Origin of the sequence: Dokdonella immobilis, from assembly GCF_900115085.1 — a bacterium.
Classification (GTDB): domain Bacteria; phylum Pseudomonadota; class Gammaproteobacteria; order Xanthomonadales; family Rhodanobacteraceae; genus Dokdonella; species Dokdonella immobilis.
The window spans coordinates 134,412-153,197 of sequence record NZ_FOVF01000007.1 but is presented as its reverse complement, the minus strand read 5'-3'; the positions used below and the strand labels follow the sequence as shown (position 1 = coordinate 153,197).

Here is an 18,786-nt window from a genome sequence, read left to right as displayed (position 1 = left end):
GACGCTCTACCACGACGACATATCGATCTCACAAGGTCTCTTTGACCCCCCAACCACCTTCGCTGCATTGGCGGCCATCGCTGGCCTGATCGGCCTTGCATTCTGGCAACGAACCCGGCGCCCCCTCTTTGCCTTGGGCATCTTCTGGTTCTTCGGCGGCCATGTGCTCACCGCAACCGTAATCCCATTGATGCTCGCTTTCGAGCATCGCAACTATTTTCCATCCGTCGGCCTATTGCTTGCTGTCGCCTCGCTCCTCGTCCTCGAAGGACCTCGGCTGAGAGCGCGGATCGTCGCGTTGGGCGTCACCTCACTCTTCGCCTTCTACGCCTTTACCACCGCATTGCGTGCATTGGAGTGGTCAACACCGCTAACCCTCGCGGCGACGGACGCAGCCAAAAGGCCCGACTCCTCCGCTGCACAGTACGAGTACGCACTCGTCCTCCTCAGATCAACTAAGGACGGCGATCCGGAGCCCATGCGCCGAAAAGCTTTCGCAATTCTGGAGGAAATGTCCGCCAGACCAAACACAGATGCCGTTCTCAGCCAACTACTTATCGTCGCAAGCGCCGATCGCGGCTTGCCGATAAAGGATGGATGGTGGGAGACGCTTATCTCAAAGCTCGGTGAGCGCCCCGTATCTTCTGTTGATGTTTCCGCACTTGGCGGATTGATGGCATGCTTTGAAAATGGGGTTTGCTCTGTTGATGTCGCCCATCTGGATAGAGCTTTCAAGGCTGCAACTCGACACCCAGGCGGCTACGCACAACTCTTTTCCCTCTATGGCCAGTTTGCATTCAATTATCTCAAAGATTCAGACTTGGCTGAGGAGCAAACTCGGCTGGCAATTCGACAGGCGCCCAGTGATATCGAGACGAGAGCCAATTTGGTGAAATTACTGGTTGCGAGAGGCAAGAAGGGAGAGGCAAATTCTGCATTGAATGAGTTGCGCGCGTTCAATCATTTTGGACTGCTGGATTCTAAAGTCGCAGAATTGAGGAGTGCCATTGAGGCGCTCGAGTCCAAGTGAGTACGATGCGACCGCAAACGATCGCCATGGAAGAACGTGCGGTAATCGACCGAAGCGTCAGACTGTATCAACCTGCCCACACGAACGATTTTCGACGGACTCCACGCCCTCATGAAACTGATCATTCAGATTCCCTGCTTCAATGAAGCAGAATCGTTGCCGGTGACGCTGGCAGAGCTCCCTAGAAAAGTAGAGGGCTGCAGCTCCGTTGAGTGGCTGGTAATTGATGACGGTTCCTCGGACTCAACTGCGGCCGTCGCCCGGTCGTTGGGGGTGGATCATGTAGTCAGACTTCCGGTGAACCGAGGACTGGCGACGGCGTTCATGACAGGATTAGATACGGCGCTTGCAGCAGGAGCTGACATAATCGTCAACACCGACGCCGACAATCAATATGATGCGCGTGACATCGCCGCTCTCGTGCTTCCCATATTGAACGGAGAAGCCGAGTTGGTTGTCGGCGAACGACCAATCAGCGAGACCGATCATTTTTCCTGGATAAAGAAGCGCTTGCAACGCATTGGAAGCTGGGCCGTCCGCTTCGCCTCCGGCACACAAGTCGCAGACGCACCGAGCGGCTTTCGCGCCATGACGCGAGACGTCGCCACTCGCCTGAATGTCTTCAATTCCTATACCTATACCCTAGAAACGATCATTCAGGCTGGGCGCAGCAACATTCGCGTGACATCGGTTCCGATCCGCACCAACCCGGACATGCGTCCCTCGCGTCTTGTAAAGGGAATCGCCAACTACGTGACCCGCTCGATGTCCACGATCGTGCGCATCTTTGCCACCTACAAGCCATTGATGTTCTTTTGGCTGATCAGCAGCCTGTTCATGCTCATCGGCCTCGGCGCTGGCGCGCGTTATCTGGTCCTTCGCCTGCTCGGGCAAGGCGAGGGACATATCCAATCGGTAATTCTGGCAGCTGCCTGCGTGACTATTGGCCTGCTGATTTTTGTCCTCGGTTTTCTCGCCGATCTGCTGGCCGTCAACCGCCGACTGTTGGAACGCATCGAGTGGCGACTGCGACGGCTTGAGCTTGGCAATCGGGATCGAGATGTTCGGGAGAGGAAAGCGTGAGCACGGCGCAGCCAGCCGGGAACTACTACGACAAGTATCACACCCGGAATCCGATTGCCCGATACCTGATGCGGGGATTTCTCGAAGCATTCGATTCGCTTTGCAAAGTTGCAGCTGTCGAAAGTGCCATCGAGGTGGGCTGTGGCGAAGGCGAACTAAGCATGCGACTCGCTGCAGCCGGAGTACGCATGCGCGCATTCGACATTGCCGATGAGGCCATCTTGGAAGCGCGCAAGCGCGCAAGCGACGCCTCACTCGAAATCGAATTTTCTTCCTGCGCACTCGACCAAATGGTCGGAACCTCACCGAGTCCTCTGGTCGTTTGCTGCGAAGTCCTGGAGCATCTCGATGATCCACACGCAGGCTTGGCGGTGCTTGAGTCGCTCACTACGCGATGGTTGCTGGCGAGCGTACCGCGGGAGCCTGTCTGGCGCGCCCTGAACATGATGCGAGGTAGATACCTGAGCCGACTGGGCAATACCCCGGGTCATGTAAATCACTGGGGCCGGGAGGGGTTCAAGTCGTTCGTGGCAACACGATTCGATCTTGTCGAAGTTCGGACCCCACTGCCCTGGACCATGCTGCTATGCCGGCGTCGCTGACCCGACCGACGCGTTGGATCGGCGCCGGACTTACCGTGGTTTGCCTGGGATTCGTTCTCTGGCGCTTCGTGCAACTCGCTCCCCGGGTCGCCGCGCTTGCACCCTGGCCCTCCCTGATTTCCGGCATGGGATTGGCCACCCTGGTCTATTCCGCAGGAGGCGTGCTGCTGGCAATCGCATGGTGGCTGCTGCTTCGCGCATTGGCGAGCCCATCCATTACGGCGACGTCAGCGGTACGAGGCCACATGCGCGCTCAGCTCGCAAAATATGCGCCTGGAAACGTGTTCCATTTAGCCGCCCGACATGTTCATGCACGCCAGCAGGGGCTCGACCATGTCCCCGTGGCGACGGCCGCCGTAGCAGAATCCATTCTACTTGTGGCGGTGGCCGTGTCGCTCTCTTTTGCTATGCCGGCGACGGGGTTGCCGGGAGCATTGCAATGGCTGGCACCTTGGCGATGGATCATCCTGGTCGGCTTCTTCGGACTGATCGCAATTTTCTACTGGCTACGTTTGCGTGACAGGATGTCGGCCTTGGACGGCACCTGGCACGCCGGAATTGGCGGGGTCTTGGGAGCTACGGCCTGCTACTGTTCCTTTTTTGCCCTGGCCGCGATCGCTTTCAGATTCTTGTTCGAAGCGCCCGCTCTTGATGCGCTGGAGTTGCTACCAACGATTGCGGTCTGCTGGCTCGGCGGTTTCCTCGTTATCGGATCCCCCGGGGGACTTGGGGTCAGGGAGGCCTTGCTGGTGGGCCTGCTTGGCCCTGTGTGTGGGGAAGCGGAGGCACTCTACGCCGCCCTGGCCTTCCGGGGAGTCACTATTCTGTCCGATCTCCTGCTCTTTCTCGTCGGAATACTGGTCCCTGATCATAGTCGCTAATCGCTGGGCATCGGGCATTCCGGGCCGCGCCTTTGGCCGCCCGAAAAGCTCAGGGCGCGTCCCGGCGTGCTCCTCTCGGGGCCAAATAGTGTGGAATGGGCCACTATACGTCTCCGCGGGTGTTCTTTCGGCATGATATTTGCGGTAGATTCAACAGTGGTTACGGGGACTTGCGCGACATTCTTATGGCAACACAGCTGAATACGGGCACATTGGTCGGACTTTCCGGTATCAGCCGGCGTCTGGTCGCGGAAGGCCTGTTGGGCGAAAACGACGCGCGCAAGGCGATCGAGGACGCCAGCAAGCAGAAGATTCCAATTGGCGCCTGGCTCGCAGAGAACGGCCTGGTCTCGACCGCGCAGATCGCTTTGGCCTCGTCATTCGAATTCGGCGTTCCGCTGTTCGACGTCACCGCGCTCGACCTGAGCCAGATACCGATCAAGCTGGTCAAGGAAGAATTGATCAGCAAGCACAAGGCCCTGCCGCTGTTCAAGCGCGGCAACCGCCTGTTCGTCGGCGTCTCCGACCCGACCAACCTGCGTGCCCTGGACGACATCAAGTTCCAGTCCAACCACATCATCGAACCCATCCTGGTCGACGAGCAGCAGCTCGAGCGCGCCATCGAGCAGGCACATAACGCCACCAGCACTACGATCGAGGAAATGGATGATGCCGAGGGGCTCGAGAATCTCGACCTGGGCGATGTCGGCGGCGAGGACGAGGGCGGTACCGGTGTCGATGCCAACAGTGCCGATGACGCGCCGGTCGTGCGCTTCGTCAACAAGGTGCTGGTCGACGCGATCAAGCGCGGTGCCTCGGATATCCATTTCGAACCGTATGAGACCAACTATCGCGTGCGCCTGCGCATGGACGGCATGCTGCGACACGTGGCCTCGCCGCCGATCCGGCTGACACCGCGCATCTCCTCGCGCATCAAGGTCATGGCGGGTCTCGATATCGCCGAGCGCCGGGTGCCGCAGGACGGTCGCATCAAGCTCAATCTGTCTAAGACGAAATCGATCGACTTCCGCGTCAGCACCTGTCCGACGCTGTTCGGCGAGAAGATCGTAATGCGTATCCTCGATGGCTCTGCCGCGAAGATGGGCATCGACAAGCTCGGCTACGAGGACGATCAGCGCGAACTGTTCCTCGATGCGATCGAAAAGCCTTATGGCATGGTCCTGGTCACCGGACCGACCGGCTCGGGCAAGACCGTATCGCTCTATACGGCCTTGAATATCCTCAACACCGAGGGACGCAACATCTCCACGGTCGAGGATCCAGTCGAAATCCGCGTACCTGGCATCAACCAGGTCCAGCAGAACACCAAGCGCGGCATGACGTTTGCCGCCGCCTTGCGCTCCTTCCTGCGCCAGGATCCCGACGTGGTGATGGTCGGCGAAATCCGCGATCTTGAAACCGCGGAAATCGCGATCAAGGCCGCGCAGACCGGCCACATGGTGCTGTCCACGCTGCATACCAATGACGCACCGCAAACTATCGCACGCCTCATGAACATGGGCATCGCGCCCTACAACATCACCTCCTCGGTGACCCTGATCATCGCCCAGCGACTCGCCCGGCGCCTGCACACATGCAAGCGGCCGCTTGAGCTTCCAGAAGCCGCCCTGCTGGCCGAGGGCTTCACCAAGGAAGACATTGCCGCCGGCATGCAGTTGCAGGAGGCGGTTGGCTGCTCGGGCTGCAATGAGGGCTACAAGGGACGCACCGGCATCTACCAGGTCATGCCGCTGACCGAATCCATCGCAAAGATCATTCTCTCCGGCGGATCCGCCATCCAGATCGCCGACCAGGCCCGGGCCGACGGCATTCGCGACCTGCGCGCTTCAGCACTGCTGAAAGCACGCAACGGCGTCACCAGCCTTGCAGAAATCAACCGAGTCACCAAGGACTAAATCATGGCAACCACGACCGCAACCGCGAGAGCCGGCGTCAAGACGACCGTCGGCCAGTCGCGCGCCAAAGTGAGTCAGATGGAGACCTATGTCTGGACCGGCATAGACAAACGCGGCGTCAAGCTCAAAGGTGAGCATACGACCAAGAGCGCGAGCCTGGTCAAGGCCGAGCTGCGGCGCCAGGGCATCAACCCGCAGACCGTCAAGGCCAAACCCAAGCCACTGTTCGGCAAGACCGGCAAGACGATCAAGCCTCGGGATATTTCGGTGTTCAGCCGCCAGCTCGCGACCATGATGGCTGCCGGTGTGCCCATGGTGCAGGGCTTCGAGATCGTCGCCGGCGGCCAGAACAATCCCCGGATGAAGGACATGCTGGTCGATATCAAGACCGAGATCGAGGGCGGCTCTGCGCTGAACGAAGCTCTCGGCAAGTATCCGGTCCAGTTCGACGAGCTGTATCGCAACCTGGTCCGTGCCGGCGAATCGGCCGGCGTTCTCGATACCGTGCTCGACACGATCGCCAATTATCAGGAAAACATCGAAGCGATCAAGGGCAAGATCAAGAAGGCGATGTTCTACCCGGCCATGGTCCTTTCCGTGGCCGTGATCGTCTCGGCGGTTCTGTTGATTTTCGTCATCCCGCAGTTCGAAACGGTATTCAAGAATTTCGGCGCCGACCTTCCTGCCTTTACCCAGATGCTGGTCAGCCTTTCGCGCTTCATGGTCCAGTGGTGGTGGCTGATGCTGCTGGTATTCGTCGGCGGCATCTTCGGCATCGTCATGCTCTACAAACGATCGGACAAGTTTGCGCATCTGGTCGGACGAGGACTGCTCAAGATCCCGGTGGTCGGTGAAATTCTTCGCCAATCCGCCATGGCCCGCTTTGCGCGGACCCTGGGCGTTACCTTCCGGGCCGGCGTCCCGCTGGTGGAAGCCCTGGATTCGGTTGCCGGCGCTACCGGTAGCGTCGTCTACAACGATGCGGTCAAGCGCATCCGCGAAGACGTGGCTGTCGGTCATCAGCTCCAGCTTGCCATTCGGCAGACCAACCTGTTTCCGAACATGGTCGTTCAGATGGTATCGATCGGCGAGGAATCCGGTGCACTCGATGCCATGCTGTTCAAGATCGCCGAGTTCTACGAACAGGAAGTCAACAACGCCGTCGATGCCCTGGCCAGCCTGTTGGAGCCGTTCATCATGGTCATCATCGGCGTGATCGTCGGCAGCATGGTCATCGGCATGTACCTGCCGATCTTCAAGCTCGGTTCCGTGGTTGGCTGATTCCGGCGCCTCGCGGAGGCGCTGGCGAAAAGGCGCGGGTATCGCCACACCCCAGCGTGGCGGTCGGTTGCGAGTGGTCTTTTGCCCGCCCAACGAGGCCCGGCTGCCCGCTGCGGCAGCCTGTTCTGCACCCGGCGCGATTCTGCGCATTGATTCGATAGGTTCAAGCGTTCGCCAACGCCAAGGTCAAGCTGGTATTTTGGCGATCAAACTGCGGAGATCATCGATTCATGGACCCAGCCTGGCTTGAACAGCCTGCCCTGTTGATTCCGCTTGCCGCGGTGCTGGGCCTTTTGGTCGGCAGCTTTCTGAATGTGGTGATCCTGCGCTTGCCCCGGCGGCTGGAACACGATTGGAGGGCGCAGGCACTCGATATCCTCGGCAACGCGCCGGTCGAGACGGACCCGCCTCCACCTGACCTCGTCTTCCATGGCTCGCATTGCGTGCATTGCAAGCATGCACTGACTCCTCTCGAGAATATTCCGCTCTTGAGCTACCTCTTCCTCGGCGGTCGCTGCCGCTATTGCAAAGCACACATTTCGTGGCAATACCCGTTGGTCGAGCTGCTGAGCGCACTGGCGTGCGCGATCGTTGCCTGGAAATTCGGGTTCGGATGGCCATTGCTGGCCGGGTTGGCATTTACCTGGATACTTATCGCCGCCTCAGGTATCGACGCGCGGACCCAGCTATTGCCCGACCAACTGACCCTGCCCTTGCTCTGGCTCGGACTGCTGCTTTCACTGATCCCCGTCTTCGTTGGTCCTTCCGAAGCGATCCTGGGTGCGGCGATAGGCTGGACCAGCCTGTGGCTGGTGTTCTGGCTGTTCAAGTGGTTTACCGGCAAGGAGGGTATGGGCTACGGCGACTTCAAGCTGCTCGGTGCGCTCGGCGCCTGGATGGGAGCGACGGCATTGCTGCCGGTCATCCTCCTCTCCTCCCTGGTCGGCGCCCTGGTCGGCGGCATCGCCCTGTTCGTTGGCGGAAAGGATCGCAGCACGCCAATTCCATTCGGACCCTTTATCGCCATGGCCGGCTGGGTCTGGTTCGTTTTTGGAACGGAGCTGTCGCTGCTCTACGAACGCTGGTTTCTGATCGGGCATTGATCGCGGTAAGGTTGGCAGTCACCCGGTGACCTGTCCCCGACCGTGGCAAATTCTACGTTCCACTATCTGGGGCATCGCCCGGTGCCCCATTTTCGTGTTCCGATGCCGGCGCGCTCCGAGCCCGGCCCACGATGGGCACTGCGACGCGGCCTCCACGGCCTCGACCTGGGAATCGTCTCTCGTGATGGGTCATCAAGACCCATGCGGCCCGGACTTCGCCAGCCGGTGCGACAAGCAAGAAACCAAGCGGTTGGGAGAAGGAATGGTGGGCGATAGTGGGATCGAACCACTGACTTCCACCGTGTGAAGGTGGCACTCTACCGCTGAGTTAATCGCCCATTCGGCTGGACACCGTGACGATGTCTCCGCCTTGCCCGCCGCTGCTGCCCGGGATAGCCCGCCGTTGACCCGGTCTGCGCAAGGAGAGCCGGAGAATGGTGCCGGAAATAGGAATCGAACCTACGACCTCATCATTACGAATGACGCGCTCTACCAACTGAGCTATTCCGGCGCTCGCGGGGTGCGGAGTATAGACGCCAGGCCCTGTTTCGACAAGCCAATGCAGACGGTCGCATGTTGCCGGCGACTCTTTTGGGGAGGGCAGTCACTCCCTACCAGCAGCCGGCCGCTCCCAGGGTTCCGTCCGCAGTCTTGGCGCCAAGATTGTCGAGGGTCAGGACGCCGCATTTTGTGTCGTTGAGCTGGGAATCGACCGGGGTGGCCGTGATCGTGTAGGAGTTGATCATGGGATCCGGCGCATAGGTAATCGCATAGTAGGCTTTGCCGCTCCGGGGAGACTGGTCAAATCCACTCGTATCGAAGCCCTCGTAGCTTCGGTTCAGGGTGAATTCGCGCTCGAGCATCTGGGTGATCTCCAGCATGTCGGCCTTGGCCTGGGTGCGACGCGTCTTGCGTACGTGATCCTGGTAACCCGGTAGCGCGATCGCGGCAAGGACCGCCACGATGACAATCACGATCAGCAGTTCGATTAGTGTAAATCCCCTGAGCTGTTTCAAGATCTTGCCCTCGCTGCGCGGCCGGAGCGTCATCCTGCCAGGCCTGTTTTCAAGTTCAGGGACCATCCCTGCCCCGGTTTGACCAGGCCCGTCCATGGGCCTGGCTCACGTACCAACCGCGCTATCGAATCTGCTTCCACGAAATGCGACCACATGGTATGGCCTTGCCCGGAGGACGGCCAGCCGAATTCGGTGACCGCCATTCGCATTTCCTGATCGGCGGCACACAGGTCGGATCCGTCGTGGGATCGCACTCCGGCGGCGGCGGATCACATCCAGGCGTTCCCTGCAGACACGGAACTCCCGGATTCGGCGGACGGATGATGACGATCGGCGGCTCGCCTGGAGGCGGTCCGCGAACCGTATCGGTACCCACCAACGGACCCGGAGGCGGTTCCTGGCCAACCGGCCAGCCACCTTCCGGTGGAACCGGAATATAGTCCGCCGCGCCAGTCAGCGCGTCGAGCACCATCGTTGCGTTCAGACTTCCTGGCTCGCAGGTATCACCCTCGGGACGGAACGTATTGAAGATCACGTCGCTGAGGACGCCATCCGGCGTAGCCGTCACCCGTTCACCATCAATCAGGGCTTGGTCCGCGAGCGGACATCCGGTGCACGCCAGGTCAAGGTACCAGCCCAGCTTGCCCGGACCGGTGGCGGTCAGGCGATAGTCGACCGGGTTGCGCGTCGCGGTCCGGTAACCGTTGATACCGCCAGCTCCCAACGGGGTATAACTCGTGATCTGCTGGCGTTCGAGATCGGCATAGGTGCCGCTGGTTCGCGTCGCGATCGGGAAGAAGCTGGTCCATACATCGTTGACATCGTCATAGCTGCGGCTGTCCCAGATGCCATAGATCGAATCAACCGCGGGGCGGGTGCCCAAGCCGATCTGCGTTTCATCGGCATCGTTCGCATTCAGATAGCGACCGGTGCCGAAGATGACCATCGTGCCGCCAATCGGATTGGCGACCGCGTAGACACCGCTCGTAATCGATTGCTTCTTGCCGCTGGTGTCGCGGGCCTGGAAGATCGGCTGACCACCGTTGCCGAGCGCCCAGGCTCCACTGCTCAGGTTCTGTTCGAACCGCCACATGTTGCCCTGGTAGTCGCCCGCGTAGACCGTATCGGCCGCGCCATTGCCGCTGTTGTCGACCAGCACCGCCGTTGCAAGACCGTTGGGTCCTTCGACGCAGCCCGAGGTCGTGGATGGACATCCCACGCCGGTATCGATCTTGGCGACTTCGGTTCCGGTCTCAAGATCCATGATGTACAGGATGGCGCGCTGGCGGTCACTGTTCAGGCCATTGCCGAACGCGGCAACCCACTGGCCGCCCTCGGTGATGCCCATGTAGGGGCGACCTACAAACTGGCCCATGTCCGTGTCGAGGCTGTCGTTGAACTCCCATAACACGTCGTTCTGGTCGAAATTGCGCGGATCGCTCACGTCAAGCGCGAACACGGCGCGTGCACCGGCTCCAGTCGATGCGAGCAGCACCGTCTTCCAGGTTCCCAGATAGGCGTCGCTGACAGTCGGCGAAGCATCGACGAAGTAGCGATGCACATAGCCCGGTTGGGCCAGTTCATGCAGGTTGCCGAGTACGGCGTTGGGAATGTAGGCAAACAACTCGGTGCCGCCACCCGAGCCTGCGCGGCCGTCGAACGCATGCAGCATGCCGTCATTGGCGCCGACAAACAGGATCGGCGTTTGCGAGGTGTTTCCGAAGATGGTCTTCTTGGCTTCGACGTAGGCCGGGTATTCATCGGCAGCGGTACTCGCGATATCGCGCAGGATGCTGCCATAACCGAAACTCGTGACGCCGATGACCGCAGGCGTCGAGTTCAGGATATCGCCAACCTTTGAGCTGCGAATCCGGTAAGGACAATCGGTGGAGACTACGCAGGTAGCCGCACCTTGTTCGTTCGACTTGTCCCCCTTGATGTAATCGATCAATTCGCTGATCGTGAAAACGGCCGGGTCCAGCGTTCCCTGCACGCGCGCCTCCATGGCCGCATCGAGGCCGGAGGTCGTAAACGGCACACCAGAGAAGCCACCCGAGACCGGCTCTGCGGTAAACACATTGCGGGCGCCGGGCGCCGGCATGCTGCCGCTTGCACTCCACACCTCGGTTCCCGAGTTGTAGGTGGCATCGGCACGAAGGTTGTAGGCCTTGATATCGCCGGACCAGTCGAGCGACTTGTAGGACGCCTCATAAGCCAGGGTCGCGCCTGGCACGAAACGAGGCGTACTCGTCGCCACACTCGCGGTAGGCTGAGAATTGGCGATGATGTCCGCGAATGCCTTGTCGAGCTGCGCCCGCAGGGTTGCCGGGTTGGTGACGAGGAAGTAGTTGTCTGGAACGCCGTCATTGTCTGCATCGACTGCGCTCGGCGTCGGGGCGCCGTACTTGGCTGCATAGAACAACGGATTCTTGAGGATCGTCGCTCCACCCGTGGCGCCGGACGGCGACGGGGTAAACACCCGGGTCGAATTCAGCGGCAATTGCTGGCCGCACGCCGTCGGCGGCGAGGTAATGCCGCAGCCACCCGGTAGCACCGGATTTGGGGTATTCAGAGCATAAGGTTGAAAACTGCCGGTGCCGGAGTCGCTATCGCGAACGTCGAGATAAACGCCGTCTTCGGTAGTTCCGGACATGACAAAACCCATGTTCTGGTCTGCGCTGCCGGCCGCGTACTCTGAATTCAGCGTCACCGTGACGGTGCCATCGGCATTGGCATTGATCAGATAGCGGACGATCGCATCCATGTCATGGTCATTGCCTTGCTCGACGTCCTCGTAGTTGATGCGGAAGACAGCGTAGGGGCGTCCGCCGTTGATCGTCGCGTCGAACGGTTGGCCCGGCAAATTGACGATCTGCTCGACGTAGAAATCGACAATCGTATTGGTCGGTTTGCGAGTGCCGCCACCGAAGGTGCCGCTTGCGGTCTTGCCGAACGGAAGCAGCGTGATCCTGCCGTCGCCCACAGGAAACTCAATGCGCGGCAGTGGCGACGCAAGGGCGATTGCGTACGTGCTGAGATTCTGATTGCCGGTAATGGAATTCAAATCGGTGACGCGCGCGAAACGTGCCACGCTGGCCGAATAGTACGTGCCGCCCTTGGTCGGTTCTTCGGGAGCAAGGCCGCGAATATTGCCGAAGCTGGAGGCGGTCTTTGCCGTTGGCGCGCCATCGGTCACGTTATTGACATCACCGATGAACACCGAGCGGCCGCCTGCGCCGAACTCGGAATTCCAGATAGCCTGGCCTTCGCTCGAAGCGTTGAATCCGCTGATGGAGCCTGGCGTCGTACTTGTTGTCGTAATGGCGCCAGTAAATGCGCTTCCCGGCAGGTCGCCGTCATAGCTTGGATTGATATCGCTGATGACGGTCTGGAACGGCCGCGAGCACGACAGGAAGCCACCGCCCGCGGGCGCTGCGGCATAGGGGTCCTTCCAGGTTTCCCTGGTCAGACCCATCGTGGTTTCCTCGGTCGTGCCGGCCGAAGCGCCACCGGTATTGAATCGGGCCGTCGGCGCCGCAGCACCGGCGTAGTAACGCATGCTCTCGTACATCATTTCTGCCAGCGGATTACCCCACATGCGGCATTCGCCGTTGTTGATCGCACGGTCGCCGATAGAGGGGCAATTGCCGGTACCATTGGCCCAGTTCCAGTTGGTATCGGAATTGAGGTTGTTGGTCGTCGATCCGTTGTAGTTGCCGCCAATCATGCGCAGGCGACTGATGGAATTTGCGATGCCATTGACACCCGACCGGAACTGCCCCGTGTCCGGATCGATCTCGCTGCCGAAATTCGACATGTTGCGGCGAAGCACACCGCCCTCGAGATTATTGTTCTGCGAACCGGTGATCAGGCCGAAGTACATGCGCGAAGATTCGCCGTAGTCATGCAGGATGCCGGTCGGCTTGAACTGACCATTTGGATAGGCCTTGCAGGACGGCTCGCGAACGGCGGCGTTGCTTGCCGGACAGGTTTCAACGCGAACCAGATAGTCGTCTCGCGACGTCACACTCGCCGGCGTATTGAGGAACAGTCCCCAGTTGTCGCCACCACCCGCTTCTTCGTGGCGGAAAACCACCGTGTGGGTTCCCGCGGTGAGATTGATCGTTCCCGAATGTGACAGCAACCCCGCGTCACTGCGGTCGTTTCCATGGCCGCCGTACCAGCCAGCGACCACCGTACCGTCGATCTGCACCTCGACAGCGTCATCCCCGTCGACGCCGATGCGATAGCTGCCCGTTGTTGGAACGGTAATCGTGCCGGTCATTCGCGTGATGTAGTTGTCATGCGTACAGCCGTTGGTGCCTGCGAACGGATTGTTGTTACTGCCGGTCGCATCGATCAGGGAAATGACGCCCGTTCCACAACGATTCGTTGCATTTGCATTGTTATTGAACAACGTGTTCATCTGGCTCGCATTGGTGGGGTGCGTGCCGGTTCCGGATGTCCATTTCCAGGTCGTAATGCTCAATGCCGTATACATCGAGGCCGGGACCAGATCCCAGGTGCTCGTGGCCGCACTGGAGGGCACACAGTCCACGCGGGAATTGGACGCGGTAAAACACTTGTTGCCTGCAACCGGGCCTTCGATCGACAACCAGTTCCAGACGCGCTTGTCGGTGTTCTTGAGCACGCGGAACAGCGGCGCCTGGTAACCGGCAGTGTAGGTATTCGTGTTTCCGGTGACTGTGGTCACTGCAAACAAGTGGTACTTGCCCGCATCGGGGGCGGACAGCGGCGAGTAATTGCTGATGTTGTAACCGTCACGGGCGACGCTCTGGTATTCCTTGCCCCAACTGTGGCCATCCTGCGGAAAGTAGGCGCCCTGGAGGATGGTCTGGGTGGTGCTGTCGACTTGGCGCCAGCCGCCGAAAAGCACACGGCGCAGCGCATCCATGCGCGAGGTCGTCAGGTAGTTGAGGAAATCGCCGCTCCAGCTTCCCGAGCACTGCTTGTTGCTGGTCGCCGAGACCGGGACGAAGTGATCGGTCGAGTAGCTGTAGCAAGCAAACGAATTGAAGTAGCCGTAGTAATCGAGCGTTGCCGGCTTGTAGCCGATGTCCAGCGCGCCGTCATTGTTCAGGTCCGAGGCATCGTTGTAGGCCTCGTAGTAGATCTTGTGGTCCTTGCCCATGACCAGCATGTTGAGCGGCGGCTGGCCGCTCGCCGTGAAAAGCGGCTGCTGGGCCACATCGATGCCACCGCTGGCGGCCTGGGCTCGCACATCGACAGGATGGGCGATCCCCGCCGCTGCGCAAAGCAGCGCGAGCATCGTGACCAGGTTGGTGTTGAGCATTTTCATTTGGATTCTCCCGTCCAGAGAACGGATCAAAAAACGTAGATGGATTGCACGGTGGCCCAAGCGGCACTTTCCGGATCACTTCCAGGATCCTTTTCCTGTCCGGAAATGATGTAGAAGCGCGGCTTCCTGCTCGGATCGATTCCAACGGCACTTCCGCGCTGCTCGGGACATGCGCCTCCACAGGCGCGCACGCGCAACTCGAATTCGAGCGCCGGCGGATATGTCGTCAACCAGGAATCCCATGGCATCGTGTCACCGGAGCCGAGGCCGATCGGAACCGGTGAGATGTTGTCGTAGGCGTAGAGCGGGTCGGTGACCAGGTCGCGCCCTTCGGCCATGCGGCCTTCTGCACGCTCGAAGGCGACCTGCTGGGCGCGGAAATTTCCGGACATGCGTTCCTGGAGCATGGTGACCTGCATCGCGGTGACACCGAGCAGGGTCAGCAGCAGCAGCATGATCAGCGCGACAAACAGGATCGCGCCCTGGTTGCGCTGGAAACGGGGATGGAGGTTCATGCTCATGGCGTTCTCAGGAATTGAACAGGCGATTGCGCAGGGCGATGGTCGTGTCGTAGACCTCGCGTATCGCCCCGTCGTTGGTCTCGAGCGGAGTCACATCCGTGTCGATCAGTCGGAACGTGCGGCTGCCGGTCGGAACTCCGGCCCGGGCCGGGCTGCGCAGCAGGAGGGCGACCCGCACACTGAGCACGCGCCTCCAGTTGTCATCGAGCGCGACCGGGTCCGCTTCTCCATCGACGACGTCTTCGGCGTTGCGATACTCATCGATGGCGCCGTCAGGGTCTGCAGAGGTATCGACTCCGAACCGCAACTGCATGTTTTCCACGCCCTCGACCAGTTCCTCGGGCGCGTGCAGATCGATCCCATCGCGATCGAAACGCTGCAGCCACAGCGAGGGTACACCGCCCGGAACCGCACTCCTTACGAAAAGCGCGTAGTACTCGGCACGATGCACTTCGGCATTCAGGCTGGCGTCGCCAACGAGCGGCTTGGCATTGAGGAACGCATTGGATATACGGAAGTCCCAGGGGCACGGTGCGGTGCCGCAGTTGGAGACCGAGGGATCGAGGTAGACGTTACCGTTCGAGGCGCCGGCGACATCCACGGACGAACCGGCCGTCGTCCCGCTCAAGCTGCCTACAAAGACGTCCGCGGAGCGGCAATTCTGCAGGCCCAGCAGGACATTGTTTCCGGGCGCGGGCAGGAACGGGGCATCTGGCTCGCCAACGTACAGGCTCAGGTCGTTATCCGTCTTGCTGATCGAGACGACCGGTGTGCTTTCCTCGCTGAAAATGCGCAGGATCAGTACATCGCTGCCTTCGACCATGTTGGTCAATCCGGACAGTTCGGTGGGCGCCGTCATCGTGCCCTGCGTGTACGCCTCCATCTGTCGCTGGAACCGGAACTTGTTGCCACCCGGAACGGCGTCACCGGGAAAAGTCGCAAGATGGTTGACAAACGTGGCCTGCGTGTCGCGCCCGGTATCTGCGCCGCAGCCCATGAACCCGACCATGCGTAGTTGGCGCTGCAGGAACTGGGTCGCAAATCGGCCGTTTTCCTGGACGCGGGATAGACCTTCCTGCATGTCCGAAGTTGTCTTCGAGGCGCCGAATATCTGGACCAGCCCGAGAGCGAGCAACCCGGCGATCACCAGGGCGATCATCAATTCGATCAGCGAGACGCCTGACTGCCCCTGCGCCAGGGACGATGGGAATGCAGTGGTTTTCTTGATGGTCATGAGGGCCGCCTACATTCGACTCGAAACGACGAAGACACTGAATTGCCCATCCCTGCCCGCGCCGGGCCCATCGGCGGTGAGCCCCGCTCCGAACGAGGCCGCATCCTCGGTGCATTTGCCATCCGCATTTCCACTCGCCGTCTCCCAGCGTTCATCGCTCCAGCGGATACACACCGCTACTTCGTTCGCGCTGATCGGCGCCACGGCGGCGCGCCCTTCGGGCAATTGGCAGTTCACCTGGATTCTCCAGACACTGAGGTCATGGGCACCGACGGAGGAGTCGTCGGGATCCGAACCGCAGTCGAAGCCATCTTCATAGTCATCGATGTAGTAGTCGCCCAGCCGCTCGCGATTGGAGCGGATGTTGTCGAGCATCATGTTGGCCAGCGCGGTGGCCTGGCTGCGAAAGTTCGCGCTCTGGTTGGCCTTGACCGAATAGGCCTGGAGCGCCGCCAGGCCAAGCAGACCGAAACTCAGGACAAGCATCGCGATGAGGACCTCCAGCAAGGTGAAGCCTCGCGTCCTTGCTCGTCCATTCATGCGCAGACAGGGCTGATTCATGTGCAATTCACCTTGCTTGAGCTCGACCGTCCGAGCGCATTGATGACGATCGAGCGTTGCTGCTGATTGCTGCAGTCACTGATCGGTTTCAGGGTAAAGACGACATCGGGATCCGGATTGGAACTGGCCATGCCGCGGGGATTGAAGCGGATGAAGGCCTGGTCGTCAGCCACGGTCAAGACGTTCTGCGGAATGCCGACCCAGGTTCGCAGTACGCTGCCGGCATCGACGGCGGTCGGCGGCGGATCAGTGGGCGCTGCAGTGTCGTCAATGAACGCCATCCAGCCCTTGCTCCAATCGCCTGCATCTCCGCAGCCGGCCGGGGTTCCCGCCGTGGTATCCGCGGCACAGAGCGTTACGCCCCGACTGCGGGTGATCGATTCGTTGCGCGCGTAGTTGAACGCGCTGAGCAAGTCGTTTGCCTGGGTAACGATGCGGTTGCCCCGGATCATGTAGGAGTAGCTCGGAAGAGCGATCGCCGTCAGGACCGCGACCATGGCGATCGTGATCATCAACTCGACCAGCCCGAACCCCCCACGGGAACCGGAATCACCGACGCTGTAGCGAATTTGCCGAGCAGGCATGCATCCCCCTTGTCCTGGAGCGGACTTATGACGATGAACGTACGCGGCGTGCGTCGACCCGGCAAGCCCGCTTTCGTGCGAGGTAGGATTTGCCGGATAAGCGGCAGGGGGTGGCCGCGGGCGGGGGCGGGGCCATGCCGCTTGCGCCAACGCGGCCGATCCGCCCGATTCAGGCGACGACGTTGATGCGCAGTCCCTTGGGCAGGGCGAAGGTGACGTTTTCAGGCTTGCCGGCGAGTTCCCGGACTTCGCTGGCGCCCCAGCTGCGCAGGCGTTCGATGACATCCTTGACCAGCCCTTCCGGCGCCGAAGCGCCGGCGGTCAGGCCGATGCGTTGGCGCCCGTCCAGCCATTCGCGGCGGATGTCGTCGGCACCGTCGATCAGATAGGCGGATACGCCCTGCTTTTCGGCCAGTTCGCGCAGGCGGTTCGAGTTGGAGCTGTTCGGCGATCCGACCACGAGGACGATGTCGCATTGCTGGCCGAGCTCACGGACCGCGTCCTGGCGATTCTGGGTGGCGTAGCAGATATCGTCGTGCCGCGGCCCCAGCACCTTCGGAAAGTGCTGGCGCAACGCTTCGATGACGGCCCGGGTGTCGTCCACGGACAGCGTGGTCTGGCTGACGTAGGCCAGCTTGTCCGGATTCGCCGGCCTCAGCTCGGCCACGCACTCGGGGGTCTCGACCAGATAGATCCGGCCGACGTTTCTCGCATCCCACTGGCCCATGGTCCCTTCGACTTCGGGATGGCCGGCATGGCCGATCAGGACCACGTCCCTGCCCGCCTTGCCATGCCGGGCGACCTCGATGTGGACCTTGGTCACCAATGGGCAGGTGGCGTCGAACACGGCCAGACCGCGTCGGTCGGCCTCCTTGCGCACCTCTTTCGAGACGCCGTGGGCACTGAAGATCACCGTCGCCCCATCGGGGACCTCGTCGAGCTCGTCGACGAAGACCGCGCCGCGGTTGCGCAGCGAATCGACGACGAAGCGGTTGTGCACGACCTCGTGGCGGACGTAGATCGGGGCACCGAAGGTTTCCAGCGCGCGCTCGACGATCTCGATGGCTCGATCGACGCCGGCGCAGAAGCCGCGGGGATTGGCGAGTAGGACTTGCATGCCGGCCATTATCGCGCAGCCGACGCCTTGCTGCCGAAGAGACCGAAAAACAGCAGCAGGACGGCGCCCACGCTGATCGCCGAGTCGGCGACGTTGAAGGCCGGGAAGGACCAGCCGGCGTAGTGGACATCGATGAAATCGACCACGTGGCCGAGCCGCACGCGGTCGATGACGTTGCCGATCGCGCCGCCAACCACGAGGGACAGCGGCAGCGCCGTACGCCAGTCCCCACGCGACGTGCGCCTGAGCCAGACCACGAGTACGGCGCTGACACCGAAGGCGAGGACCGTGAAGAACCAGCGTTGCCAGCCGCCCGCGTTCTGCAGGAAGCTGAATGCCGCGCCGTCGTTGAAGGCCAGGGTCAGGTTCAGCAGGCCGGGGATCAGCGGTAGCGTTTCATGCAACTGGAAATGGGCGAGGATGGCCAGCTTGCTGAGCTGGTCGGCGATGACAATGGCGACCGAAAGCAGCAGCCAGGACAGGGCGGTGGGACTGTTGTTCATGGGTTACCGATGGTTGCCGCGACGCATGGGTGGA

At 61.0% G+C, this 18,786-nt stretch carries 14 protein-coding genes, 2 tRNA genes and 1 pseudogene; 7 read left to right on the top strand and 10 right to left on the bottom strand.

The features are described from left to right. From BM125_RS20175 to BM125_RS07745, 7 genes and pseudogenes are all read left to right on the top strand, one after another. Positions 1–1,030: pseudogene (locus BM125_RS20175) on the top strand (hypothetical protein); the annotation flags it as partial. 111 nt (positions 1,031–1,141) lie between these two features. Continuing rightward, positions 1,142–2,113 (top strand): glycosyltransferase family 2 protein, encoded by a 972-nt coding sequence (locus BM125_RS07770; protein ID WP_092406624.1) that lies wholly within the window; start codon positions 1,142–1,144, stop codon positions 2,111–2,113. After that, entirely contained in the window at positions 2,110–2,715 is a 606-nt protein-coding gene (locus tag BM125_RS07765; RefSeq protein ID WP_217647825.1) for a class I SAM-dependent methyltransferase, read from the top strand. Before BM125_RS07770 ends, BM125_RS07765 begins: the two co-directional genes overlap by 4 nt. Next, positions 2,700–3,596: a hypothetical protein gene (locus BM125_RS20170; RefSeq protein WP_092406622.1), complete on the top strand. Its 897-nt coding sequence runs from the start codon at positions 2,700–2,702 to the stop codon at positions 3,594–3,596. Before BM125_RS07765 ends, BM125_RS20170 begins: the two co-directional genes overlap by 16 nt. Before the next feature lie 185 nt (positions 3,597–3,781). Further along, positions 3,782–5,512 (top strand): type IV-A pilus assembly ATPase PilB, encoded by a 1,731-nt coding sequence (pilB, locus tag BM125_RS07755; RefSeq protein WP_092406620.1) that lies wholly within the window; start codon positions 3,782–3,784, stop codon positions 5,510–5,512. 3 nt (positions 5,513–5,515) lie between these two features. Beyond that, positions 5,516–6,793: a type II secretion system F family protein gene (locus BM125_RS07750; protein ID WP_092406618.1), complete on the top strand. Its 1,278-nt coding sequence runs from the start codon at positions 5,516–5,518 to the stop codon at positions 6,791–6,793. A 230-nt stretch (positions 6,794–7,023) separates the two neighbouring features. Beyond that, positions 7,024–7,896 carry a prepilin peptidase gene (locus tag BM125_RS07745; RefSeq protein ID WP_092406616.1) on the top strand — a complete coding sequence of 291 codons (873 nt, stop codon included), beginning with the start codon at positions 7,024–7,026 and terminating at the stop codon, positions 7,894–7,896. Positions 7,897–8,159: 263 nt separating this feature from the next. On the opposite strand, the gene BM125_RS07740 is transcribed toward BM125_RS07745, so the two are convergent. The 10 genes from BM125_RS07740 to lspA form a co-directional block, all read right to left on the bottom strand. After that, positions 8,160–8,234, bottom strand: a tRNA-Val gene (locus BM125_RS07740). A 97-nt stretch (positions 8,235–8,331) separates the two neighbouring features. Continuing rightward, positions 8,332–8,407: transfer RNA gene (locus BM125_RS07735), tRNA-Thr, on the bottom strand. Positions 8,408–8,507: 100 nt separating this feature from the next. Beyond that, positions 8,508–8,912: a type IV pilin protein gene (locus tag BM125_RS07730; protein ID WP_175497957.1), complete on the bottom strand. Its 405-nt coding sequence runs from the start codon at positions 8,910–8,912 to the stop codon at positions 8,508–8,510. 121 nt (positions 8,913–9,033) lie between these two features. After that, the gene (locus BM125_RS07725) at positions 9,034–14,232 is read right to left on the bottom strand and encodes a PilC/PilY family type IV pilus protein (protein ID WP_092406612.1); all 5,199 of its coding nucleotides are present in this window, start codon (positions 14,230–14,232) and stop codon (positions 9,034–9,036) included. A 26-nt stretch (positions 14,233–14,258) separates the two neighbouring features. After that, on the bottom strand, positions 14,259–14,753 hold the full coding sequence (locus BM125_RS07720; RefSeq protein WP_092406610.1) for a pilus assembly PilX family protein: 495 nt from the start codon (positions 14,751–14,753) through the stop codon (positions 14,259–14,261). 7 nt (positions 14,754–14,760) lie between these two features. Beyond that, the gene (locus BM125_RS07715; protein WP_092406609.1) at positions 14,761–15,987 is read right to left on the bottom strand and encodes a PilW family protein; all 1,227 of its coding nucleotides are present in this window, start codon (positions 15,985–15,987) and stop codon (positions 14,761–14,763) included. 9 nt (positions 15,988–15,996) lie between these two features. Beyond that, positions 15,997–16,548, bottom strand: a complete 552-nt coding sequence (gene pilV, locus BM125_RS07710; RefSeq protein WP_092406608.1) for a type IV pilus modification protein PilV — start codon at positions 16,546–16,548, stop codon at positions 15,997–15,999. Next, entirely contained in the window at positions 16,545–17,132 is a 588-nt protein-coding gene (locus BM125_RS20405) for a GspH/FimT family pseudopilin (protein WP_217647824.1), read from the bottom strand. Before BM125_RS20405 ends, pilV begins: the two co-directional genes overlap by 4 nt. Positions 17,133–17,301: 169 nt before the next feature. Further along, the gene (gene ispH, locus BM125_RS07700) at positions 17,302–18,249 is read right to left on the bottom strand and encodes a 4-hydroxy-3-methylbut-2-enyl diphosphate reductase (protein ID WP_092406644.1); all 948 of its coding nucleotides are present in this window, start codon (positions 18,247–18,249) and stop codon (positions 17,302–17,304) included. Positions 18,250–18,257: 8 nt separating this feature from the next. Further along, positions 18,258–18,752: a signal peptidase II gene (lspA, locus tag BM125_RS07695; protein ID WP_092406606.1), complete on the bottom strand. Its 495-nt coding sequence runs from the start codon at positions 18,750–18,752 to the stop codon at positions 18,258–18,260. Positions 18,753–18,786 lie beyond the last annotated feature (34 nt).

Coding starts and splice junctions, on each gene's coding strand:
- BM125_RS20405 (WP_217647824.1), bottom strand. CDS start 17,132: ATGCCTGCTCGGCAAATTCGCTACAGCGTCGGTGATTCCGGTTCCCGT.
- BM125_RS07720 (WP_092406610.1), bottom strand. CDS start 14,753: ATGAGCATGAACCTCCATCCCCGTTTCCAGCGCAACCAGGGCGCGATC.
- BM125_RS07745 (WP_092406616.1), top strand. CDS start 7,024: ATGGACCCAGCCTGGCTTGAACAGCCTGCCCTGTTGATTCCGCTTGCC.
- BM125_RS07725 (WP_092406612.1), bottom strand. CDS start 14,232: ATGAAAATGCTCAACACCAACCTGGTCACGATGCTCGCGCTGCTTTGC.
- lspA (WP_092406606.1), bottom strand. CDS start 18,752: ATGAACAACAGTCCCACCGCCCTGTCCTGGCTGCTGCTTTCGGTCGCC.
- BM125_RS07715 (WP_092406609.1), bottom strand. CDS start 15,987: ATGACCATCAAGAAAACCACTGCATTCCCATCGTCCCTGGCGCAGGGG.
- pilV (WP_092406608.1), bottom strand. CDS start 16,548: ATGAATCAGCCCTGTCTGCGCATGAATGGACGAGCAAGGACGCGAGGC.
- pilB (WP_092406620.1), top strand. CDS start 3,782: ATGGCAACACAGCTGAATACGGGCACATTGGTCGGACTTTCCGGTATC.
- BM125_RS07770 (WP_092406624.1), top strand. CDS start 1,142: ATGAAACTGATCATTCAGATTCCCTGCTTCAATGAAGCAGAATCGTTG.
- BM125_RS07750 (WP_092406618.1), top strand. CDS start 5,516: ATGGCAACCACGACCGCAACCGCGAGAGCCGGCGTCAAGACGACCGTC.
- ispH (WP_092406644.1), bottom strand. CDS start 18,249: ATGCAAGTCCTACTCGCCAATCCCCGCGGCTTCTGCGCCGGCGTCGAT.
- BM125_RS20170 (WP_092406622.1), top strand. CDS start 2,700: ATGCCGGCGTCGCTGACCCGACCGACGCGTTGGATCGGCGCCGGACTT.